The 21,245-nt window shown below is 43.6% G+C and carries 18 protein-coding genes; 12 read left to right on the top strand and 6 right to left on the bottom strand.

Annotation, left to right across the window (positions count from 1 at the left end):
- Nucleotides 1-3 precede the first annotated feature (3 nt).
- Complete coding sequence (locus GVK91_RS03710) at nt 4-2,832, bottom strand: TonB-dependent receptor (protein WP_159727015.1); 2,829 nt, start codon at nt 2,830-2,832, stop codon at nt 4-6.
- Nucleotides 2,822-3,442, bottom strand: a complete 621-nt coding sequence (locus tag GVK91_RS03705; protein ID WP_159727013.1) for a hypothetical protein — start codon at nt 3,440-3,442, stop codon at nt 2,822-2,824. The genes GVK91_RS03710 and GVK91_RS03705 overlap by 11 nt, the downstream gene beginning before the upstream one ends.
- Before the next feature lie 237 nt (nt 3,443-3,679).
- Between GVK91_RS03705 and GVK91_RS03700 the strand changes: the two genes are divergently transcribed.
- The gene (locus tag GVK91_RS03700; protein WP_153847598.1) at nt 3,680-5,908 is read left to right on the top strand and encodes a HEAT repeat domain-containing protein; all 2,229 of its coding nucleotides are present in this window, start codon (nt 3,680-3,682) and stop codon (nt 5,906-5,908) included.
- 178 nt (nt 5,909-6,086) lie between these two features.
- Here GVK91_RS03700 and GVK91_RS03695 read toward each other — a convergent pair whose 3' ends face one another.
- Together GVK91_RS03695 and GVK91_RS03690 are read right to left on the bottom strand one after the other, a co-directional pair.
- Complete coding sequence (locus GVK91_RS03695) at nt 6,087-6,575, bottom strand: hypothetical protein (protein ID WP_159727011.1); 489 nt, start codon at nt 6,573-6,575, stop codon at nt 6,087-6,089.
- Nucleotides 6,576-6,578: 3 nt separating this feature from the next.
- The gene (locus GVK91_RS03690) at nt 6,579-7,544 is read right to left on the bottom strand and encodes a cytochrome P460 family protein (protein WP_159727009.1); all 966 of its coding nucleotides are present in this window, start codon (nt 7,542-7,544) and stop codon (nt 6,579-6,581) included.
- 170 nt (nt 7,545-7,714) lie between these two features.
- On the opposite strand from GVK91_RS03690, the gene GVK91_RS03685 reads away from it, so the two are divergent.
- The 3 genes from GVK91_RS03685 (at nt 7,715) to GVK91_RS03675 (ending at nt 10,249) form a co-directional block, all read left to right on the top strand.
- Entirely contained in the window at nt 7,715-8,806 is a 1,092-nt protein-coding gene (locus GVK91_RS03685; RefSeq protein ID WP_159727007.1) for a LytTR family transcriptional regulator, read from the top strand.
- 109 nt (nt 8,807-8,915) lie between these two features.
- Nucleotides 8,916-9,497 (top strand): Crp/Fnr family transcriptional regulator, encoded by a 582-nt coding sequence (locus GVK91_RS03680; RefSeq protein WP_159727005.1) that lies wholly within the window; start codon nt 8,916-8,918, stop codon nt 9,495-9,497.
- A gap of 68 nt (nt 9,498-9,565) precedes the next feature.
- Nucleotides 9,566-10,249 (top strand): CPBP family glutamic-type intramembrane protease, encoded by a 684-nt coding sequence (locus GVK91_RS03675; RefSeq protein WP_159727003.1) that lies wholly within the window; start codon nt 9,566-9,568, stop codon nt 10,247-10,249.
- 110 nt (nt 10,250-10,359) lie between these two features.
- Here the strand turns inward: GVK91_RS03675 and GVK91_RS03670 are convergent, their stop codons facing one another.
- Nucleotides 10,360-10,827, bottom strand: a complete 468-nt coding sequence (locus GVK91_RS03670; RefSeq protein ID WP_200845527.1) for a DUF6265 family protein — start codon at nt 10,825-10,827, stop codon at nt 10,360-10,362.
- A 236-nt stretch (nt 10,828-11,063) separates the two neighbouring features.
- Here GVK91_RS03670 and GVK91_RS03665 point away from each other — a divergent pair, with 236 nt between their 5' ends.
- From GVK91_RS03665 to GVK91_RS27455, 5 genes are all read left to right on the top strand, one after another.
- Nucleotides 11,064-12,437: a DUF1800 family protein gene (locus GVK91_RS03665; RefSeq protein ID WP_159727001.1), complete on the top strand. Its 1,374-nt coding sequence runs from the start codon at nt 11,064-11,066 to the stop codon at nt 12,435-12,437.
- Nucleotides 12,438-12,453: 16 nt separating this feature from the next.
- On the top strand, nt 12,454-13,647 hold the full coding sequence (locus GVK91_RS03660; protein WP_159726999.1) for a DUF1501 domain-containing protein: 1,194 nt from the start codon (nt 12,454-12,456) through the stop codon (nt 13,645-13,647).
- 215 nt (nt 13,648-13,862) lie between these two features.
- The gene (locus GVK91_RS03655) at nt 13,863-14,711 is read left to right on the top strand and encodes a mechanosensitive ion channel family protein (protein WP_159726997.1); all 849 of its coding nucleotides are present in this window, start codon (nt 13,863-13,865) and stop codon (nt 14,709-14,711) included.
- A 377-nt stretch (nt 14,712-15,088) separates the two neighbouring features.
- Nucleotides 15,089-17,119 (top strand): TonB-dependent receptor, encoded by a 2,031-nt coding sequence (locus GVK91_RS27695; protein ID WP_159726995.1) that lies wholly within the window; start codon nt 15,089-15,091, stop codon nt 17,117-17,119.
- Nucleotides 17,005-17,484: a TonB-dependent receptor gene (locus GVK91_RS27455; protein WP_317164618.1), complete on the top strand. Its 480-nt coding sequence runs from the start codon at nt 17,005-17,007 to the stop codon at nt 17,482-17,484. The genes GVK91_RS27695 and GVK91_RS27455 overlap by 115 nt, the downstream gene beginning before the upstream one ends.
- A 49-nt stretch (nt 17,485-17,533) precedes the next feature.
- Here the strand turns inward: GVK91_RS27455 and GVK91_RS03640 are convergent, their stop codons facing one another.
- Nucleotides 17,534-18,388: a helix-turn-helix domain-containing protein gene (locus GVK91_RS03640; protein WP_159726993.1), complete on the bottom strand. Its 855-nt coding sequence runs from the start codon at nt 18,386-18,388 to the stop codon at nt 17,534-17,536.
- A 142-nt stretch (nt 18,389-18,530) separates the two neighbouring features.
- On the opposite strand from GVK91_RS03640, the gene GVK91_RS03635 reads away from it, so the two are divergent.
- From GVK91_RS03635 to GVK91_RS03625, 3 genes are all read left to right on the top strand, one after another.
- Entirely contained in the window at nt 18,531-19,130 is a 600-nt protein-coding gene (locus GVK91_RS03635; RefSeq protein ID WP_159726991.1) for a porin family protein, read from the top strand.
- A gap of 333 nt (nt 19,131-19,463) precedes the next feature.
- Nucleotides 19,464-20,063: an RNA polymerase sigma factor gene (locus tag GVK91_RS03630; protein WP_159726989.1), complete on the top strand. Its 600-nt coding sequence runs from the start codon at nt 19,464-19,466 to the stop codon at nt 20,061-20,063.
- A gap of 104 nt (nt 20,064-20,167) precedes the next feature.
- On the top strand, nt 20,168-21,187 hold the full coding sequence (locus GVK91_RS03625) for a FecR family protein (RefSeq protein WP_159726987.1): 1,020 nt from the start codon (nt 20,168-20,170) through the stop codon (nt 21,185-21,187).
- Nucleotides 21,188-21,245 lie beyond the last annotated feature (58 nt).

Below are 21,245 nucleotides of genomic sequence, written 5' to 3'. Positions count from 1 at the left end.
TTTTTAGAATTTAATAGACAGTTCGGTTCCAAAAAAGATATCAATATTTCGTTTTGTGAACTGTTCAGGATTGCGCGTGCTCCGTACCAACGGTCTGTTGTTGATGAAGTTGTTGGCATAGAACGAGAAGCCCATATTTTTGGCAAATTCCTTGGTCAATTTCATGTTGAACAGCCAAAGTGGTTTCCAGCTTTCGGTCCGGAAGGTTGCATCGCTGAGACTGAGGTAAATATCGCGGTCGGCCGAGGTGATCTGCTGGCGCTCCGCCTCTGAAAAATAGACAATGTCCATGGGTTTGTCAGACCCTACGGGGATATAACCGATCGGTAGGCTGGAGTAGTCGACATAGCGCTCCTTATCGATCCAGATGGTCTGTGCCGTCAGGGTCAGGATAAACCGTAGTTCGGGAATATGGTGTATAGCCCTTAAGGTGGTCATGAGTCGCTCGCTGTCGGTCCCGCGTGGCGCAAATACACCGACGCGTGTCATCGTTTTGTTGGGCACCTCCTGTGCAAGGGTATAAGGTATAGTGGTGGTTGATTTGGTCGACTGATAGGCCCCGGTGAGCTGAAAAGAAGTACGGATGGCATCGAAGCGGCCCATATCAAAATCAAATTCAGCCCCCTTGTTGATGATCTGTCTACCGTTGGTAGGGGTGGCATAGGTAAATACATAAGGCGTATTGGTCACAACATCACTCAAAATCGGTTTCCCGCCCGCTACTTCCTGCTGTACGGTATACGTCGGAATAAGCGCATACTGCAGGCTATTTAAGGTGGTCATATAGTCGTAGGCATTGTCGATTTTATCGTGATAAGCGGTAATGCTCAAACGCTGACCTTTGCCGATTTTCCAGTCGATACCCAATTCTTTTTTATAGGATTTGGCCAGCTTGAGCTGATCGTTGCCTGTTTCATAGACACGTGTGGTCAGGAGCGCTAGCGCTTCGTTGGGATCTTGCTTGTAATAGTTTAAACTGAAAACATCGAAATAGGCATTTTCGGGATACAGCATGTTCAAGGTAGGTGCCTTGGTGGCGATGCCATAGCCTCCGCGTAGGGTAAAAGCATGCAGAAGGTCGTAGCTCACATTGATCCGTGGCGACACAGCGGTTTTGCCGTCGCCACTGAAAGGCTGTAGCTGATCCATCCGCACACCGGCCTGTATAGCCAGTTCGCGCTTTCCAAATCGGGCCGTCATACGGTCCTCGGCATAGGCGCCGAGCTGATTCAGTGCGGGTATATCTTTGTAGGCCCGCGCGCGGTAACCGTTCAGGTTATTGGTACGGTAGGGGAAGTTGGGATCAAAGGTCTTTCCGTTTCCACTGTTGGCATCCAATCTGTAATCAGTACCGACAAGGACGCGGTGTGTAAAAAGGCCTGTTTTGGCATATAACTCATCCGATATCTTGGCAAATAAATTGATCGGTTTTCCCTCTACCCAGGCTTTATTGGTGTAGCTCGCAGGTAGATAGGGGGCCTCAAATGTACCATCGGTATAAGAGCTTCCCACAGCTGAAATACCAGCAGTTCCAGCATTTTCCATGTATGATTTCTGAAGCGAGTAATTCAATGACACGGTATAGTTTAACTGTCTGGCCAGGGCCTTATTGACCTTCCATTTTCCATTGGTCGAAAAGCGGTAACTGTATTCCTGAGACTTGTTGAGCTGCGGAACAGCATTGGCATCGGGATCAATTTTGACATTATCCAGGTTGCTGCCAAAGGAAAAATAGGTAGTGGTATACAATGGCTTTTCCTGGCCAAAGGTTTTGCTGTACTGCGCAGATCCCGTTACACGGTTATAGGCCGCATAGGCCGATGTCTGCTCGTCGTTGGCGTGAGTATAATCCAGGTCAACGAACAAAGTCCCCTTGTTTTTTCCGAGGTCAAAACCCTGGCCTGACCAGAATTGGGTAAGCTTCGGGTTTATCCGTCCTTTGATCTGCAGGTCTTCTTTGCCGGCTTTTGTCTGCACGATAATGGCGCCCGAGGTCATGTCGCCATATTCGACCCCGGCAATGCCGCGGATGACTTCAACGGATTCGACATTATCGGCCGTGTACTGCCGCATATCGGCACCCAAACCCTGGGAAGTGGAAAAACTGCCAGCCGAACCGCTTGATCCAGAAGTACCCGTTAATATCGCCGCAGAACCCATAGACTGCAAATTGGCATTGTTGGACGTTGGCGCCCCGTTAATGATAAGCGAAGTACCCAGGGAGCTCATATAATCCGAAGAACGGTTGGTCTGGTTGCTATTGCCCACATTCCGTATGCCGGTTTTATTGACATTGGTGAAACTCGGATTCGTTGTCATTCCACCGGGTAGCAACTGTAGGACTTCACCCAGGTTGGTCGCCTGCATATGTTCAATGGCCTTACGGTTGATGATGGTCGAGGTGGCACCTTCTTTTCGGTTTTCCTGACCAACGACCACAACGTCTGCCAGGGCAATGGAGTTTTCGGCCAATGCTATTGCAATAGGCTGTTTGCTCGCAGTTACGGTCTGCTCTACGGTCAGCATCCCAAGGTAGCTGACAACAAGAGTGTATTGTCCGCTTGGAGTGCGGTCGAACGTAAAGTGACCGTTTTCATCGGTTTTGGCGTAAAGACCCAGCTCCCTGATTTGTACAGTAGCTCCTTTGAGTGCCTTGCCGGTGCTTTTTTCTGTGATTATGCCACGGATATCGCCGTCCTGAAAAGAGCGTTCAGTAAACGGTTTTGTGTTGGTGGTTGTAGCGGCGAACGTAGTTGCTGATGCTGATAAGGTCAATAGGGCAAAGAATAGGATAGATCTTTGCCTTATCAACGCTGGTTCGTTATTTTCCATGGCTATGTCCCATATTTTCGGGGTTAATCATGATGTGTGCTTTGTAAGACCCCTCGTCCATTAACCAGGGAATTCCAGGTAAACCCGGTTTGCTTGACAAGCCGATATCGGCTGCTTTTGCATAAGGAACATAGATCACATAACGCCGCTGTGCACCTTCGATTTCTCCGGTTGTGTTGTTCAGTTTGGCCAATGGTCCCCAATAGCCGTATAGTATGGTTGGTGTCTGCGGGATGGGTAATTTACCCGCTTTGTGTTCGGCTTCGCGGATTTCATCACGTTGTTTGCGTTTGCCTTCGGCGATCAGTTCGCGGCCGCGGGCCATAAAAGGATCCAAACTTTTTGGATAGGCATAGGCATATAAAACGGAAGATTTGTAGTCTGGCGCAAGACAGATCAGGTTATTGGTAGCGGTGCCTTCCTGTAATGTGACAAACTCGCCTTTTTCGTTATAACCCAATACTTTGGCGCCTTCGCGTTGGTCTGCTGGGGCTGCCTGTAATGCAATTTTTATCTGTAGATCTTTTGCGAGCGGACTGCGTTCTTGTTTTTGTCCAAACACAGCCAGGGTACCCCACGATAGCGCAAGGGCGATGATAAGATGTTTCATAGATATTCGTTTAGCGATTAATGACTAATTGTTTTTGCTTGTTGATACTAGCATGCTGCAAATATATGTATTTAGATTTATTATAAATAAGTGAATTTTAAAATATTATTTCAGTTAAATCCGATTAATGCGCTGTTAAATAAAATATTTCAGTATAAAATATATTATTTTTAATCGTTTTAAATAAAGTTACTGTACATTTGTATGCATCTTTATGCGTATTTTAATACATCTTATATGAAGCATACTACGTTTACCGGTTTATCCCTCGCATTGAGTCTATTGGCTATGAAGCAGCTCCATGCGCAATCCATACAGGAACCTACTGTAAAAAGTCCAACCAGCTTTGCGATCATTGTCGACCAGCATACCTACGATCAGGCAAAGCCTGAGATCGATGCTTATCGTGCCGCAGTGGAAAAAGATGGATTAGGGACTTATATTATTTCGAGTCAATGGGCCAAACCGGACGAAATCCGAACGTTATTGAAGAGCCTGTATGCAAAAAAGCAGCCCCTGGAGGGCACGGTACTAATCGGTGATATTCCAATTCCTATGCTACGGGATGCACAGTTTTTGACTTCGGCCTTTAAGATGTCGCAAAATATCCGCTGGGATAAGTCATCGGTGCCATCCGATCGCTACTACGATGATTTTGACCTGCAATTTGACTTTATCAAACAGGATACGGCCAAGTCGAGGTCCAATTATTTTTACTATAGCCTAAGTGCTGCTTCACCGCAATATATACAGATGGATATCTATTCGGCGCGGATCAAGCCGCCCGTGGAAAATGGCGAAGATCCTATTGCGAAAATCAAGGCATATTTAAAAAAGGTCGTTCAGCAGAAAGCACAGGCAACCCCCTTAAATGATATGATCGCTTCAACCGGTCATGGCTATAATTCCAATTCGGTCAACGCGACAATCGGTGATGCGCTGGCACTCAGATCGCAGATGCCCGCTTTGTTTCTTCCGGGAAACTCAGTCAAGTTTATCAATTTTCGCTCCGACAACTTCATTAAGTTCAATATATTGAATGAACTGAAGCGGGAGGGCTTGGATTTTGCATATATGACCGGACATGGTACAGCCACGTTGCAGCTGTTAAATGGTTATCCATTGGCCTCCAATCCGCAGCCTTCCATGGAGAATGTGGCACGTTACCTCCGCTCTAAGCTACGATCTGCAAAAGAGGATGGCAGGGATGTGGAAGCGGTCAAAAAATCGTTTATGGAATCCCTTGGTGTAAACGAGAAGTGGATGCTCGATGCCTTTGACCCCAAAAGTATAGCGGCAGATTCTCTGTTCAATGACGATATGGATATGCAGATCCACGATATCAAAGACGCCCATATCAAAGCGCCTTTGGTTTACCTCAACTCCTGTCTGACAGGCTCCTTTCATCTGCCCAATTATCTAGCGGGCTATTATCCTTTTTCAGACAATGACAATATTGCGGCGGTGGCCAATTCGGTAGGGGTGCTACAGGATTTGTGGCCGGGCGAACTCATGGGTTTGCTGCAGCATGGTGTTCGTGTAGGAAATTGGATGAAACATATGGCGTATCTGGAAACGCATATTCTGGGTGACCCAACCTTTCATTTTGCAGGTAAGGCTGATCAGCGGCTGAAAATCAATACAGCGATCGGTTCACACGATCGGAATGCAGGCTACTGGCGCACGCTGCTGAAGGAAAATGATGCCGATCTGCAGGCGCTGGCCCTGGTCTATCTTTCGCGTATATTGCCTGAAAAAGAAGTAAGCCCTTTATTGAAAGAGTATTACTTTCAATCGGCATTTGAAACCGTACGTACGCAGGCTTTTATACAATTGCGTCAACTGGAAAATCCGGATTATTTTGAGGTATTGCATGCTGCCAAGTCCGATTCGTATGAGTTTATCCGCCGTTCGGCAGTGTATGATCTGGCGGAATTTGGCGGAAATGATTTTGTCAAAGATATGATCCAGCTGTATCTGAGCGACCCACACTCCGAACGGGTGGGCTACCGTCTGCGTACCTCCCTTAGTTTTATGGAGCCAGCGCTGGTCAAACAGGAAATCGATCGGCAGATTCGACAAAATCCTGGCTTGAGCAATGCGAAGCTTTTGGCGGACAAACTGGACCAGATCGTTCTTTCTGGCGAGAAAACAACCCAAACCTTGACCAAAAAGATCTTGGACAAGGAAGAAAAGGAAAAGGAGCGCCTCAATGATATCCGTACCATGCGTCTGTACCGTTATCACCGCATGGTGCCGGTGCTGATTGAGACCGTTCTGGATAAAAGTAACTCGGCGGATATACGTGTAACAGCGCTGGAAGCGCTGAGCTGGTTCCCACTTTCGTATCAGCGTCGCGCCATATACGATGCCTGTGAACAAATAATAAAATCAGATGCTCCAGAAACGGTAAAATACCAAAGTCTGAAAACAAAGAACATCATGGAAGGTTATTCGAAAAAATAGGGCATAGGCCTATCGTTTACCTATCGGATTATTTGCTGTCATTTTGAATATTGGATTATTTTTCCATAATTCTGTTTCACACCATACAAAGCCGCCTGGGACTACCTAGGCGGTTTTTTTTATAAAAGATTCTTTTACAAGTTATTTTGAGTAGCTATCGCTGCGTACTGCGTCTCTTTTATTCCACGAAAGTGGCGATTTTCATGTTTCTGATCAGGTTGATTCGCATTCCGCTTGATGAGATTTCGGATTCGCGTTTATTGTCCCTATATAGCGCATATTGTACCTTGTTCTCATCGGTAAACTTAACTTGCTCGACAGTTTTGATCAACGCTGGGACATTGGCACCAAACCATTGTTTGTCGGCTTCCGATTGCCAGGTGACGTAATACAGTACCGCTCCGGCAGGGTAGTTGCCGGCTCCCTTTGTATGGGCATGGTCGTACGCGATGGTATTGCCATAGAGCGTGGACAGGGTACCATCTTTGGGTTGAATGCGGCTCGTAATGCCGTGGAGCAATAGCGGATTTTCGGGTAGATCGGCCAGTTCGTGGATGGCGGCGCTCTCATTGAGCCCCAATGCGGTATCCGTGGCCGGGTTCTGTTGCACGCAGCCCACCAGTAATGTCAGTAGCAGGGCTACTACGATATAGCTTGTGTTTTTCATGACTTAGTGATTTCTAACAGTTAATTTTTTTAGATCCAAGGGTCTGGTAAAGACCAGGTCATTTCCTTTGACAGGTTGGTGACAGGCAATACATTCTGCTGTAAATAGGGCTGTACCACCATAAGGCTTCAGATCGTTACCGCGCCAGCGTGCCCAACCCCAGCCGGATGTCGCTGTATACTGCTTTGCATCCTTGATCATAAACTCGACCTGTACAAAATCGCCGGTCGACAGGCTTCCATCTGCATTTGCGATTTGCTTCCAAGCAGCCTTGGCGAGAATGGTGCCATCGGGCCAGGGATTTGTCTGCCGCTCCTGGATAGCCTTGATAGCGATGTCATTGCCGTAGATCATGCGTAGCGTGCCATTGTCGAAACGGTCGGTTATACTAATGATAGTCCAATTGCGGTAGTCGGAAATATAGCGAATGCCATTTGGTGCGGGCAGTATGGTTTGATTGGATTGCTCCATTTTCTGCTGTACGAAATCGGCAAACTGCTGTTTGATTTTGTCCGTTTTGATCGTATCTATCCCAATGGCTGCCTTACGGCTGCGCACAAAATCCTTAAGGGTACGGATCTCTTTTTCGGACAGTGCAGCCTGTGGATGGACCAGTAAATAGGAGGGCAATGGCATCTGGCCCCATAGGATTTTATTGAGTGAATAATAGAGTTTGGTATTTTGTACAGCTGGCGGGAGCTGGCCCCAGTTTGAAAAATCCAGAGCCTTTCGGCCGCGTATGATATGGTCATTGACAAGATAATTGACCGGTGTCAGTTGATCATACCAGCGTAGGTTCGTCTGGCTTGAATGGCAATCGAAGCAGGAGCTCCGGAGGATTGCATTTACTTCCTGCGGAATGCCGGGCAGGTCGCTGCTGGGGGTATTGCTCGGCTGTTTGGGTCTGATGAGTTGCATAAGTGCTATAATGACCGCGATAGACAATAATACGAATCTGATTTTTTTCATTGTTCCATTAAGATTTATCTACACAAACATAGCGTTGGTGAATCGATAAGATGATAGACATGTTGATGAGAGGGGAAAAATAGCCCGTAAAAGGGAATAATCTAGCTTGAATGAATGCCCTAAAAGCACTATTTTAGTCGTATTGATTTTTTAAGCTTTGATTTTTTAAGGTGAATAAAACGAAATTATATATCCTCACTTTTGCGGTGATTGCGCTGCTATGCTCGCTGGCAACCATGGCCACCCTGCATTATTTCTATACGCAGGCTAAAGAAACGCTTAACGAGCAGAAAATTCAGTCGGGACAGCGCGAGATCCGTGAACTGGGTATGCTGTTGGAACAGCAACTTGAGGTCGGTCTGCCGCCGGAGAAAGTGATCGCCAATTTGCAGCAGAGCATATTAAATACCGATGTGCAAAGTGAATTTGTATGCATGTATAACAGGGCGGGAATAGAATTATGTCATCCCGATCCGGCATTTGTCGGTAAGAAAATTGATGCCGGGAATTCTACTTTTTCGAATATTGCACGTGAACAGCGTTTTCAGCAGGTATTGGAATCGGGGCAGCGAAGCTCGGGTATACGTGCATTTCCCGAGAAGATGAACCGTAGTTCCGAAATTGTCAGTGTATATCCGGTCAAAGGAACGGACTGGATGTTGGCTAGCCATACCAATATCGACGTGATGCAAAAACAGCTGCAAAATCTTTACCGCCAGTTTTTGACAGGTGCAATCGTGTTGATCGTGCTCATTACCGCAGGCTGCTACATTTTGATCCGATTGCTTTACCGTAAATATGAGCTTGCCATCGATTTGAAGATAGGAGGACTAAATGCTGAGGTTAACAGCCTTACCATACTGAATAAACAGCTGGAGCTAAGACAAAAGCCTGAAGTACCTATAGTTTCCCTAGAGGAAAAAAACAGAAAACGACTGATAACCTACGTGAAAGACGAGATTATAAGGATTGATACAGCGGACATTGCCTATATTGTTTTGAATGAAAACATTGTTACAGTGCTTACCTTTGAAGGGAAGGAGTATACCGTCAACAGCAGCCTGGACGACTTAATAAAAGAGTTGGACAATCTGATCTTCTATAGGGCCAACAGGCAGTATATTATCAATGTCAATGCTATTGAAAGTATATGGATATACGGTCGCAATCAGCTTCGTATTCAAACAAAACCGCAAAGTACAGCGCCTATCCTGATCAGCAAAAACAAAGTGGCGGAATTTAAGAAATGGCTCGACCGATGAGCTAATCCGGGATTACGTCTTTTTTTCTGCGGTAAACTATGATTAGTTTGGCTATATCCTTATCTTAGGTGTTTGAACACAATAAGCCGACTGATCGCCGATATTGAATATGAAAATTCCAAGTCCCGAAAACATCAAGGAGATATTTGATGCCTATTACCCTGTTGATATTAAATTTTGGGTTGAATTTTCAAAAGTTGTGGAATGCCGTACTTTTACTAAAAATGAAGTTGTTAAAGATTATGACCGGACCGAGCGGTTTATTAATATACTGGTTTCAGGTTCTGTAGGTCATTTTGTACCCTATCAGCATAAAGATATATGTATCAATCTGTATTATGAAAACCAGATTTTCAGCGATTACCTTTCTTTTGTGTCACAGAAACCAACGGTCATCAAAACCGAATGCATAGAATACACTGAACTCTGGTCAGTAAGCTATCAGAATCTTCAGGGACTTTACGGAAAATCGGACCGATCGCTGCTTATTGGCAAAGCGATTTCGGATATCATGTTTACGGCAAAGCAGTCCGAACAAATCAATCTACTGACATTATCACCTACCGAAAGATATCTTAAATTATTAAAAGAGCGGCCGAAGATTTTTCAGCGGACACCTTTGAAAATTATCGCATCTTATTTGGGTATTGCACCTGAGAGCCTCAGCAGAATACGGAAAAAGATTTCTTAACTTTCGTCAAGTATTTTTGGTTTTAATGCAGCTATTTTTGGGCATTGCAAAAAAGCTATATCAACATTATGAAAAGAAAAGTCAATTATTGGGCAGTCGTCATTTATTATATCATCGCGATAGTGTGCCGGTATTTAACCAACAAAACGGAATTACTAAGCACGCTTGAAAACCCCTATTTAAAATCTATTCTTACAGGCGCTGGACCGGCTTTAGGAGCAGTCTTTGTGTTTTTGGTTTTCAAAATAAAACCTGCGCTGTCACTCAGGGGAAACTACAAAAGTATGATTTTGCCAATTATCCTCTATTGGGTATTTCCTGTCGTTCTAATAAATACCGTATCGTATTTGACACAAGGTAAAATTCCCTATTTAGCTGTTTCCTCGGTACTCATCTATGGTCTACTGGAGGAAATCGGCTGGCGTGGCTTTCTCTACCAAGAATTTAAAGCATTGAAGCCACTTTACAGCATACTCTTACTGTCTTTGTTATGGTTTTTATGGCATCTGAATTTTGATTTCACACCTGTACAATTCTTCTTTTTTGGGGTTTTGATATTGGGAAGTTGGGGAATAGGTAAAGTTGCTGATACGACTGGCTCGCTGATTGCAGTTAGTGCATTTCATTCGCTCAACAATTTTTTTCCGGCTATAAATGGGAAAAGTGGTGCTATTTTGGGCCTATTACTCCTCGTTTGGGTTGTTGCTTTGGTCGTTCGAAAGAAGATGAAAGCAGCGGCGCCAGCTTCCTGATTGAGTAAAATGACATCGGATTATTTTCTATCCACAACTGTGTTCAACACAATGCAAAGCCGCCTGGATAGTCCTAGGCGGCTTTGTTCATGAAAAGGGAGGCTTTCCTGTTATTTTGAAATCTTGGTAAATTCGAAGGGAATCTGGAGACTGTCGCCAGCGACATTAGCCTTCAGCTTTTCACCTTCACGCCAGTAGGTGATCTTTTTAGGAAAGGGCAGCGAATCATTATTACACTCGAACAGGCCGTCTTTTAGCATGGTTATCTCAAATGCGATAAAATCTTTCTCCTCGGGAGTTTTAACCAATAAATTCCAGTCGCCGTCGGATTTTAATAATTGCATTTTTTCCTGATGGATGGTATCTAGGTTTTGCAGGGTAAAAGCAAAACCTGCATATTCAGTGTCTTTGATTTTCTGCCAATATTCAAAAGTCCGTTTATCTTTGGCTTCGTTGGTACGTTGCCATTTTCCCAATAACCAGTCGAAGTTTTCGGATGGCTCATTTTGAATTCCTAGGCATTGCACAAAAACGAGCAGAATGAATACTGAAATCCAAACGTAGATTAATTTTGCCATCTTATATTTCGTTTTAAAGGTTTATCAACTGATGATTGTAGCTTGTGAAACAGGTATGCAACGTCAACAAGGGGCTCTGCGTGCCTATATATGATTAAATTTAATGAAAAAAATCGGAGTTTGAAAAGTATCGGGCTGGTAGTCACTTTGTTAATTTAGCTTAATGTTTGTTAAATCGAATCTACCCTAGGCAAACATTTATAAATAATTCGTTATTTAGGTATAAATGGAAACTGATGATGTCCGATTTTAAAAAAAATATGCACCTGGCAAATCGCGCTGGATTTGGGATGAGCCTACAGCAGATTCCGGCTTTTGAACAGCAGTCTACCGCAGTCCTCTGGAAGCAATATGCTCAGCAACATGAATTTCATCCCATCAGTTTCAATACGGAGCAGACCGACATCGACTATACTGCGCTTTCCAAGTTGAATGCCACAGACAAAAAGCAGGTTCAGCAGCTCAACCGAAAGCGTAATATTGAAATCAACCTTAATTTCCTGAATGAAATGGTGCATAGCGAGGATCAGCTCAGGGAGAAGATGGCTTTTTTTTGGCACGGACATTTTGCAAGCCGGGTTATCAATTCCAATTTTAGCGCTCATATCCTCAACGAAATCAGGAAAAATGCGCTTGGAAATTTCCGGGATCTGCTGTTCGCCGTTTCCAAAGCTCCGGCTATGCTCAATTTCCTCAACAACCAGCAGAATAAGAAAGGCCATCCCAATGAAAACTTTGCCCGGGAAGTGATGGAGCTCTTCACGATGGGACGTGGCAACTATACTGAATCGGATGTTAGGGAGGCTGCGCGCGCATTTACGGGTTGGTCGTATGACAAGGATGCCCAGTTCCTGGAACGTAAAAAGTTTCATGACTCCGGCAGCAAAACATTTTTGGGGAGAACCGGAAATTTCGACGGCAATGCTATCCTGGACATTATCCTGGAGCAGCCCGCTACGGCCCGATTTATCACCGATAAACTCTACCGTTTTCTGGTCAACGAACAAGTGGATCAGAAAATCGTCGACACGCTGAGTAAAGATTTCTTCGATTCAGGATATGATGTCAGGCGGTTGCTAGACCGTGTATTTACGGCCGCCTGGTTTTACGACTCCAAAAATGTGGGCAACAAAATAAAGTCACCGGTGGAACTCATGGCCGGTATCATGCGCATGCTGCCCATGGAGATCGCGAATCCCGAAAACCTTATTGTTTATCAAAAGTTGCTGGGGCAGATGCTCTTGTATCCGCCGAATGTGGCGGGATGGCCATCTGGAAAAGCCTGGATCGACAGCTCTACCTTGTTGCTCCGGATGCAGATACCACAGATATGGACCGGCCTGCGGCCGCTGGACCTTGACGCGCAGAATGACGACGACCTCGATATGGGGATGAAGCAGTCGCGGGCCCTGGCTAAGGCCTACAAAAATCCGAAAATATCCATTGACTGGGCTGGGGTTGAGGCTGCATTTGCAGATCGGGATCCCTTTGAGCTCTTGCTGCAGCAGCAACCTTCCTTTGGTAAGACACTGCGCGATAGCTACGCTGGGGGAAGCCGCCGTAGGACTATTATTGAAGTAATGAGTATCCCCGAATATCAACTCTGTTAATCGTAAATAGGAAGCCATGATCATCAAAAGACGCCAATTTCTCAAAGCAGGTTCACTCGCAACAGCATCCCTGCTGCTGCCCAATTTCTTAAAAGCCATGTCCTTGCCCGAAGCGCTGGAAAGGGGACATAAGGTGTTGGTCATCTTGCAGCTTAGTGGTGGCAATGATGGGCTGAATACTATTGTTCCGATGCACAATGATATCTATTTTCGGGAACGGCAGACGATTGCGGTCGATAATGCACTAACCCTCACAGCTGAAGCGGGCATTCATCCGGCCTTACCTTTTTTCAAGACACTTTATGATCGTGGCGAACTGGCTGTACTCAACAACGTCGGTTACCCCGAGCCCAATAAATCGCATTTTCGCAGCATGGATATATGGCATAGTGCGAGCCGAAGCGACGAGTACCTGGAGAGCGGCTGGATAGGCCGCTACCTCGATCAGGCCTGTTACGACTGCGGTCATCCGACGCAGGCTCTCGAAGTGAATGATATGCTGAGCCTTGCTCTCAAGGGAAAACAGAAAAAAGCGTTTGCGTTTAAAGACCCCAAGAAGCTTTATCAGACCAGCCGTGAAGAGTACTTTAATACACTCTATCAGGAACATAAGCATCAGCATGAAGAAGAAACAGTATCCTATCTGTATCAGACCCTGGGTGATACAATCAACAATGCCGACTATATTTTTGAACAGAGTAAAGCTAGGAAGACCGCGGCAGCGTACCCCGATTCGGTGCTTGGAAAGGATCTGAAGACGATATCCTCGTTGATTAAATCAGATATCAATACACAGGTATATTATCTGCAGATTGGTAGTTTTGATACGCATATCAATCAGCAGCAGCGGCAAGAGAGCTTATTCCACACCATCAACGATGCCGTGGAGGCTTTTGTGGACGACATCAAGAAAAATGGGCTTTTTCAGCATGTCATGCTGATGACCTTTTCGGAGTTTGGTCGCAGGGTGGCCCAGAATGCCAGCAATGGCACTGACCATGGTACGGCCAACCAACTTTTCTTTCTATCCGGAGGCTTGAAAAAACAGGGGCTGCTCAATGCTTTGCCTGACCTAACCCAGCTCAATGAAGGGGATCTCCAGTATACGGAAGATTTTCGAAAAGTATACGCAACACTGCTGAAAAACTGGCTTGATGCGGATTCCACCAAAATATTGGGCTGGAAAAATGGGATTTATGATTTTATCTAGCCAACTGCGGCGTCTTTCTTGTTTATTTTTCTTGTCACAGATTCCATATACGGAATGATACAAGACCATATTGTTTGATTTTCCTAAGAACAATTCTACTGTTTAGTTGTTTAAATTAGAGAAAATGTAATTTAATGTGCTTTAAATTAGAATAAAAGCAACATAATACCCTTTTTGTTTCTAAACCTTACATTTTTAATAAAATAAATACTGCTATGAACAATTTAGAATTGAACGATGTCCAGCAACATTGGAATAATTTTATTTCCTCTGCCATCGCCTGGGCGCCCCGTGTTATTACTGCCGTAATTTCTGCTTTACTTATTTATCTGATCGGATCCTGGATTATCCGCTTAATCAAACGGATGATAGACAAGGCATTTGAGCGGCGACAAATGGATGTTTCCCTGCAGCGATTTTTAAGCAATCTCATCAGCTGGATTTTAAATATCTTATTATTTATCGTTGTCGTTACACAATTGGGGGTGCAGACCTCTGCATTTGTGGCCATTATCGGTGCAGCAGGTCTGGCCATAGGTCTGGCCCTGCAGGGATCCTTGTCCAATTTTGCCGGCGGTATACTGATTTTACTCCTCAAGCCTTTCCGCGTGGGCGATTACATAACCTCCACTACAAATATCGCGGGTACGGTGACAGAAATTGATATCTTCAATACCAAGTTAAATACACCGCAAAATCAGCAGGTGGTTGTTCCAAATGGGGTATTGTCAAATAGTAGCATCACCAATTATACAAAACTTGGAACACGCCGCACATGGTTTGACATTGGCGTTGCCTACGATGCTGATCTGAAACAGGCAAAAGAAATACTCCTCAACATCGTTAGAAACAATGAATTTGCCTTTAAAGAGCCTGCGCCACAGGTGGTGGTGACAGAACTTGGCGACAGTGCTATCAATCTTTCTGTGCGCGTCACGACCTCCAATGAAAACTTTTGGACCATGCAGGAACAGCTGATCATTGACTGTAAGGAAGCTTTGGATAAGGCCGGGATTGAAATACCATTTCCGCAGCGCGATGTGCATATCCGGAATAATTCCTAATTGACGAGAAAGGCTATCGACTGGTAGAAGAAACCCGCGCTATGTTGACTTTTTTCTCCATGTTGAATATAAGTGTAGCACAAAGCCGTTTGAGCGAACTCAGACGGCTTTGTTTATTGAAACGTAAATGAATGTTAGCCGGTAGATTTTGGCCGTCTTGTTATATTTATAAGGCATATGGATTGCTATTTAGAATGGCTTATGCAGCTATAAACAGACTTTTTTGAGGAAGTATCGTCGTCTCCTGTTGAATACAACGGGAGACAAAATGGGGACTTGATAACGATTTAAAAGAAGTATTTGGCTTCGGTAAAATAGTGGCAGAACTTTTATATTATTATTTAGAATTGTTATAAATAATAATATATTTGTGCATCATGAAAAACAACCGAAAATCTATTTCATTCGATCTAACCGATAGCAAGAATAGCCTTCCTTCAAATAACAATAAAATAATTTCTTCGCTAGCACTGATCCTATTATCGACAACTACCTTGTATGCACAGGACGGTCATCTGTCGGGAACTGTCCGTACTACGGAGGTAGAAGCAATTTCACATGTAACGGTGAAAATAGATCTTACAAAAAAACTGCAGACCGATTCATTCGGTAAGTTTTCTTCGTCATTATCTGCGGGAACACACCGATTTCAGTTTACTGCAATCGGTTATCAGATGCTCGATACAGTACTCACTATTCAACCTAATGATAGCCTCAATATTGCACCTGTACTTCGGTCGAATAACCGGATCAATGAGGTGATTGTATCTGCTTCCAGGCGTATTGAATCCTTGGATGAGGTACCGTCTTCGGTAACAGTGCTTTCGCAAAAGCAACTGGAATCACAACGCAGTATTAGCAATAATCTAAGTGATATCTTGGCGAATACCGTACCTGGGCTTGGTTTTTCGACTAATCGTACGCAAAATTTGGGACAGACACTTCGGGGTAGACGCGTGCTTATTATGATTGACGGCATTCCCCAATCTACACCGCTGAGAGATGGAGCCCGTGATATCCGTTCGCTGGATCCAAGTGTAATCGAGCGGGTTGAGGTAATCAAAGGCGCAACGGCCATCTACGGTAATGGTGCCGATGGTGGACTCATCAATTATATCACTAAACATGCAAATGTAGACCGAAGGTTTGGTGGGACCACCGAAATAGGTAGTAATTTTTCTTTGGTGAAACCGGGGCAAACGGGAGGATTTAATGTGAGCCAGCTTTTTAACGGAAGTCAGGGGAATTGGGATTATGTCGTAAGCGGAAGGTACGAACAAACGGGTCTTTACAAGGACGCTGACGGTGTGGTATTATCGCCCGAATATGGCATGAATGATCTTAAAAATTGGAATGCTTTTGCCAAGATAGGTTATCGTATCGATGCTAAAAATCGTCTGGAACTGATGTACAACTTCTTTAAAAGCACACAGTATACTGATTACATTGCCAAGGCTGGGAAATATGGCGATTTTAATTCGCCGACAACGGGTATCCTGGGGAAAAGACCGGGAGAGCCCGAAGGTACGCCATATAACCATAATGCCAGTTTAAAATACACGGCACAGGAATTAATTGGGCGAACAGATTTCGATGCGAATATTTATTTTCAGGATTATGAGACCTTGATCAACTATAGCAATTTTTTTGAAGGAGACGGTCAGCCCGGTACTAGGAGTAAAAAGCTAGGTTTACGCCTAAATTTCAATAGCCCTTTTAAGTGGTCTGATGTGGTATCCAGTGAAATTACCTACGGCTTGGATTTATTGTCCGATAAAACCAACACAACGCTTACAGATGGGCGCACGGTTATCCCGAATATGGATATGCGTAATCTAGCCCCTTACTTTCAGTTGAAGACAAACATCGGCAAAGATCTTATCTTGAAAGCCGGTAGCCGATTGGAAAATGTACATATTGAGGTGCCGAACTTTACAACGATAGGAATTTTAAATTCGGTCAATGGAAATTATGTAGGCGGTGGAGTAGCAGTCAATGGTGGGGACCTGAACTTTACGGCATTGATGCTCAATGCAGGACTGCGTTACACCAAAATACAGTTCTTTAAACCATTTGTGAGTTTTTCTCAAAGTTTCAGTGTCGCCGATCTGGGACTTGTATTGCGTGCAGCAAAGGAAAATACAGTCAGTAGTACGTCCATTAAGGCTGTTAAAGCCAATAATTATGAGTTCGGATTTTCAGGTGATATTGGGCGATTCTCCTATGAAGCGGCAACGTACTACAGTACTTCGACATTGGGGCATCTTATGTTTTCGTTGATGGAAATCCGCAGATTGCGCGTTCTCCGGAGAAAATTTACGGTTTTGAGCTGTCTGCAAACTATCGCGTACATCCGATCCTCGATTTTGGTGCGAGCTATTCATATACTGAAGGGAAAAGAGAATTAACGGACGGAAGTCGTGTATATCTTGGTGGGGATCGCATCAATCCGCCTAAGATAACGGGCTCTATTACCGTAAATCCAATGAAACAATGGTCGCTTACAACGCAAATGATCGCTACTTCGGGCCGAAATCGTTTTGAACCTGTTAATGGATTGTACAGCTATGGAACAGGACCTATCCGATCATTCACAACCTTCAATTTCTCCAGTAATTATCAGATCAACACACGATCGCTAATACGCCTGGGAATCGAAAACATATTCAATAAGGATTATTACACGGTGATCTCGCAATGGCAGTCAAATAATATGAATTATGTGAAAGGCAATGGAACTCGTCTCAATTTGAGTCTGTCGCATTCCTTTTAGCCAATTTTTGATGGGTATGCAAAAGTGTGCTTAATACCTCGGGAAATTTCTACATTTTTCTATACGCGAGCGGCGACAATCCGACTGATCGCTTAAAGTATCTGCCGAAAAAAGATTGTGAAGGGAAGTTAAGTTCATTACTGATCTGCTGTATAGTCATATGCGTAGACTTTAACAGCGCTTTAGCTTCCCACACAACATAGTCATCAATCCATTGCTTGGCAGACAGACCATTGTGTCCTTTGATCACCTTGGATAAGTACTTTGGAGTTACACATAGCTTATCTGCGTAGAATTCTATGCCCCGCTCTTGTTTGAAATTGTCCTGTACCTGATTTAAGAAGTTTTCAACCAGTTCTTCCAATCGGGGCTTTTTTTCCTGTTGTGTATGACGTTCGATGTTATGAGCATTGTAACCAAACCCGTAAAAATAGGCTTTTGTTAGGTGTTGAAGAATCTTTGTAGTATAAGGATTATCTGTTTCCAGCACTTTTTGTACTGTTTTAAAATAATCAGCCAAACTCGTTAGTTCTGCATCTTTTAATGCAATAAAAGGTTGATTATGCAAAGAAAGAAAAACGGGTAGATGCTCTTCGATATTAAGACTTGAGGTAAATGTCTTTGACATGACTATAAAAAGTGCAGAAAAATCGGCACTCACATTTTCTATGGTTACAGTATGCCCTGCGAGGAGTACAATAAGAGAGGGGGCACCCGTTTCAAAGTAGCGCATATTTGAATGCCCTTTCAAATGACCTTTAAAGCAAATAATACTTATGGTGACATCCAATTTCACCGGAAAATTAAGTCGTTCAATCGTGGGTGTCTCCAATAAAATGAAATCCTCATGATGGTTATGCTGTTTCAAGTTTTTATTGTGCGTAAATGGCAACGTCATTTCCATAATAGTCAAGTATTGTTATCCAAATGTATTGTTTTATATTGAAAAAACGACTTTTTGGACAATTTCGCCTTCTTATAGAGCTTTCCAGCCTCTTTAAATGTATCTACATTTGTCACATAAATTTTAAATGAGATTATTCGTGATGAAAAAACTATTATTAATTGGATTGGTCTTGGCAATGGCACAGGTATCCTTTGCTCAAGGTTTGGGCGGAATTTTTCAAAGGCTTTCTTTTGGTTTAAAGGCTGGGGGGAACTACAGTAACTTTACAGGTGCGAACTTCGATACTGAAGGACTCGCAGGATTCAACGGGGGGCTTCTTGTCAATTTTAAGCTTACAGACAAGTGGTCTGTTCAAGAGGAATTTTTGTATTCAATGCAGGGTGCAAAAATCACAGACAATGTATTCGGAACGCATAAGGACCTGAAGTTATCCTATATGTCCGTTCCGATCCTCGTAAAATATCGATCGGCTATCGGTCTTTATGCGGAAGTTGGGGCGCAGGCCAATCTATTGATGAAAGACGCGAAAAATACAGGTTTTGTGGATTTTGCAGATAAGATTGATGCGGGTGCTGTCGCTGGTTTGGGTTTTGAATTTACGGAAGGTCCAGCTAAAGGTTTGGGCCTGGGAGCGAGATACTACCAGGGTTTTATGGATGTAGGTAAGTTTAATTCTACGACACTAAAATCTGATTTTAAGAATAGCGTGGCGCAGTTAAGTATCTTTTATATGTTCTGATCGGCTCAATAGGCTGTTTAACTGTTAATTTATAAGTAAAGACTCAATAAATGTACATTAAACTGCATTTATTGAGTCTTTACTTTTTGCACATTCACGTTATATCGAAGCGATGGCCTGATTCCTACACGAACTGTCATTTTTAAACATTATATGTAATATATTCACTTTAAAGAGCTATTTAATAGCTCGATGGAGCTTTCCGAGTCGGGGAGATGCATAAATAACAGGCTTTTGTTGTTAATGTATTCTTTACCTGTCCTTAATATTGTAGTTGTATTAAAGCTTGATCTTTACAGCTGACGAAGAATTATTGATCTAGAGAGTATGCTTGTGAAAACGATAGACGCTATCCTATTAGAACGTCTGGTAAATGCAGATTATAGTGCTTTTGATGAGATTTATGAGCATCATTGGAGCACACTTTTCCGTATTGCAGTTAAGAAGTTAGGTGATGTGGATGTGGCCATGGATCTTGTTCAGGATCTATTTGTAGACCTGTGGCAAAGAAGGGCCATGATCAATATTCATAGCGGATTGCGAGCCTATCTTATTTCGGCCCTATACCATAAGTTATTCCAGTATTTCAGAAAGAAAGGTGTGCATGAAAAACATATTGAACAGTATAGCTTAATGGTACAAGATGGACTGCATGATATTTTTCCTATCGTGGACTATGAAGAGAATTACACAGACGTACTGATTGCGATTGAACAGTCTGTAGTAGAAATGCCCGACCGTATGCGCGTTGTTTTTAATTTGAAATACCAACGCAGTCTCAGTAATCATGAAATTGCGGAACAACTTGGCATATCGCTTCAAACTGTAAAAAACCAATTAAGTAAAGCGTTGAATCTTGTGCGCCAGCACATGCAACGGCAACAGCTGAATCCGACAGTCTTCGTGTCCTTATCTTTTCTACTCTTCTTTTAATCCTTACCCAAGGTGTTCTTGATTAAATTTTTTAAAATAAACTTTACATAAACTTAACGCTTTTACGATGGTACGATCGCCCAATTAGAGCAACTATAGGGTGTATGCAAGACAGAAAAAGGGAATTGGAAGAATTGATCCAAAAGTATTCATCAGGACAGATAAAGGATGGCGAACGGGCACATTTAATGCGTTGGTTGCAGGAACTTGATGTTTTAGAAGGGTACAAAGCTGATATGGAAGGGGTTCAAACGCGGATGAAAGAAAAGATAGACCTCCGTTTGCTAGCCACCGAAACACCTACTAAAATTGCACATCCACCTTGGCTGTTATGGGGTAAGGTTGCCGCAGTTGTTCTTTTTTGTTTTTCATTTGGATGGTATCTACTCGACCGGAATAGTAGCGGGGATGCCAAACACAAGCAGTCCGTTAAGGTCGAAAAAACGGTCGATAAGTACAAAATGATAACCTATGCTGTTGTACAGGATAGCACGATTGTATTGGAAGATGGCAGTAAAGTCCGTCTTTTGGCAAATTCTTCAATCTCCTTGATGCAACCCTTTCCAGAAAAGCAGCGCGCGATTCAATTGCAAGGAAAGGCTTTTTTTGAGGTGTCACACAATAAATCGCGCCCATTTACAGTTCTATCGAGCAATATCCTGACAACGGCTTTAGGAACTTCTTTTTGGGTTGTGCAGGAGGCCAAAAATAGGAAGCCTAGTGTGCGCCTGATCACAGGAAGGGTTTCCATTAAGGAGCGTGGCGAAAATGGGGAAGAAAAGCTCCTTGCCTATTTGACTCCAGGGCAAACTTGGGCGGAAAAAGTTGTACAACCCAAAAAAGAACCTGTTTTGAAACTGGAAAAGCCAGTGGAAGAGATCGTACCAACGACATTGGAATTTCACCACAAGCCTTTGGCGGAAGTGCTTCCTGCCTTGGCGTCTTTCTACCGCACAACGATTCTCTTTTCTCCGGATGATGTGTCAGGACTATCATTCTATGGTACATATACAACAGAAAATGAGGTCGCGCAAATTCTGCAAACGATCTGTATTGCAAATGAGCTCGAACTCAAGTTTAATACCGAAACAAATACCTATACGATCGTAAAAAACAGTCAATAAAAATCCATAAAAAAACACTATTGAGCCTCCCTTTTTAGGGAGGCCTGGGAAAACTATG

The organism is Sphingobacterium sp. 18053, from assembly GCF_902706145.1.
GTDB lineage: Bacteria > Bacteroidota > Bacteroidia > Sphingobacteriales > Sphingobacteriaceae > Sphingobacterium > Sphingobacterium paramultivorum.
This window is presented reverse-complemented; position numbering and strand designations above follow the sequence as displayed.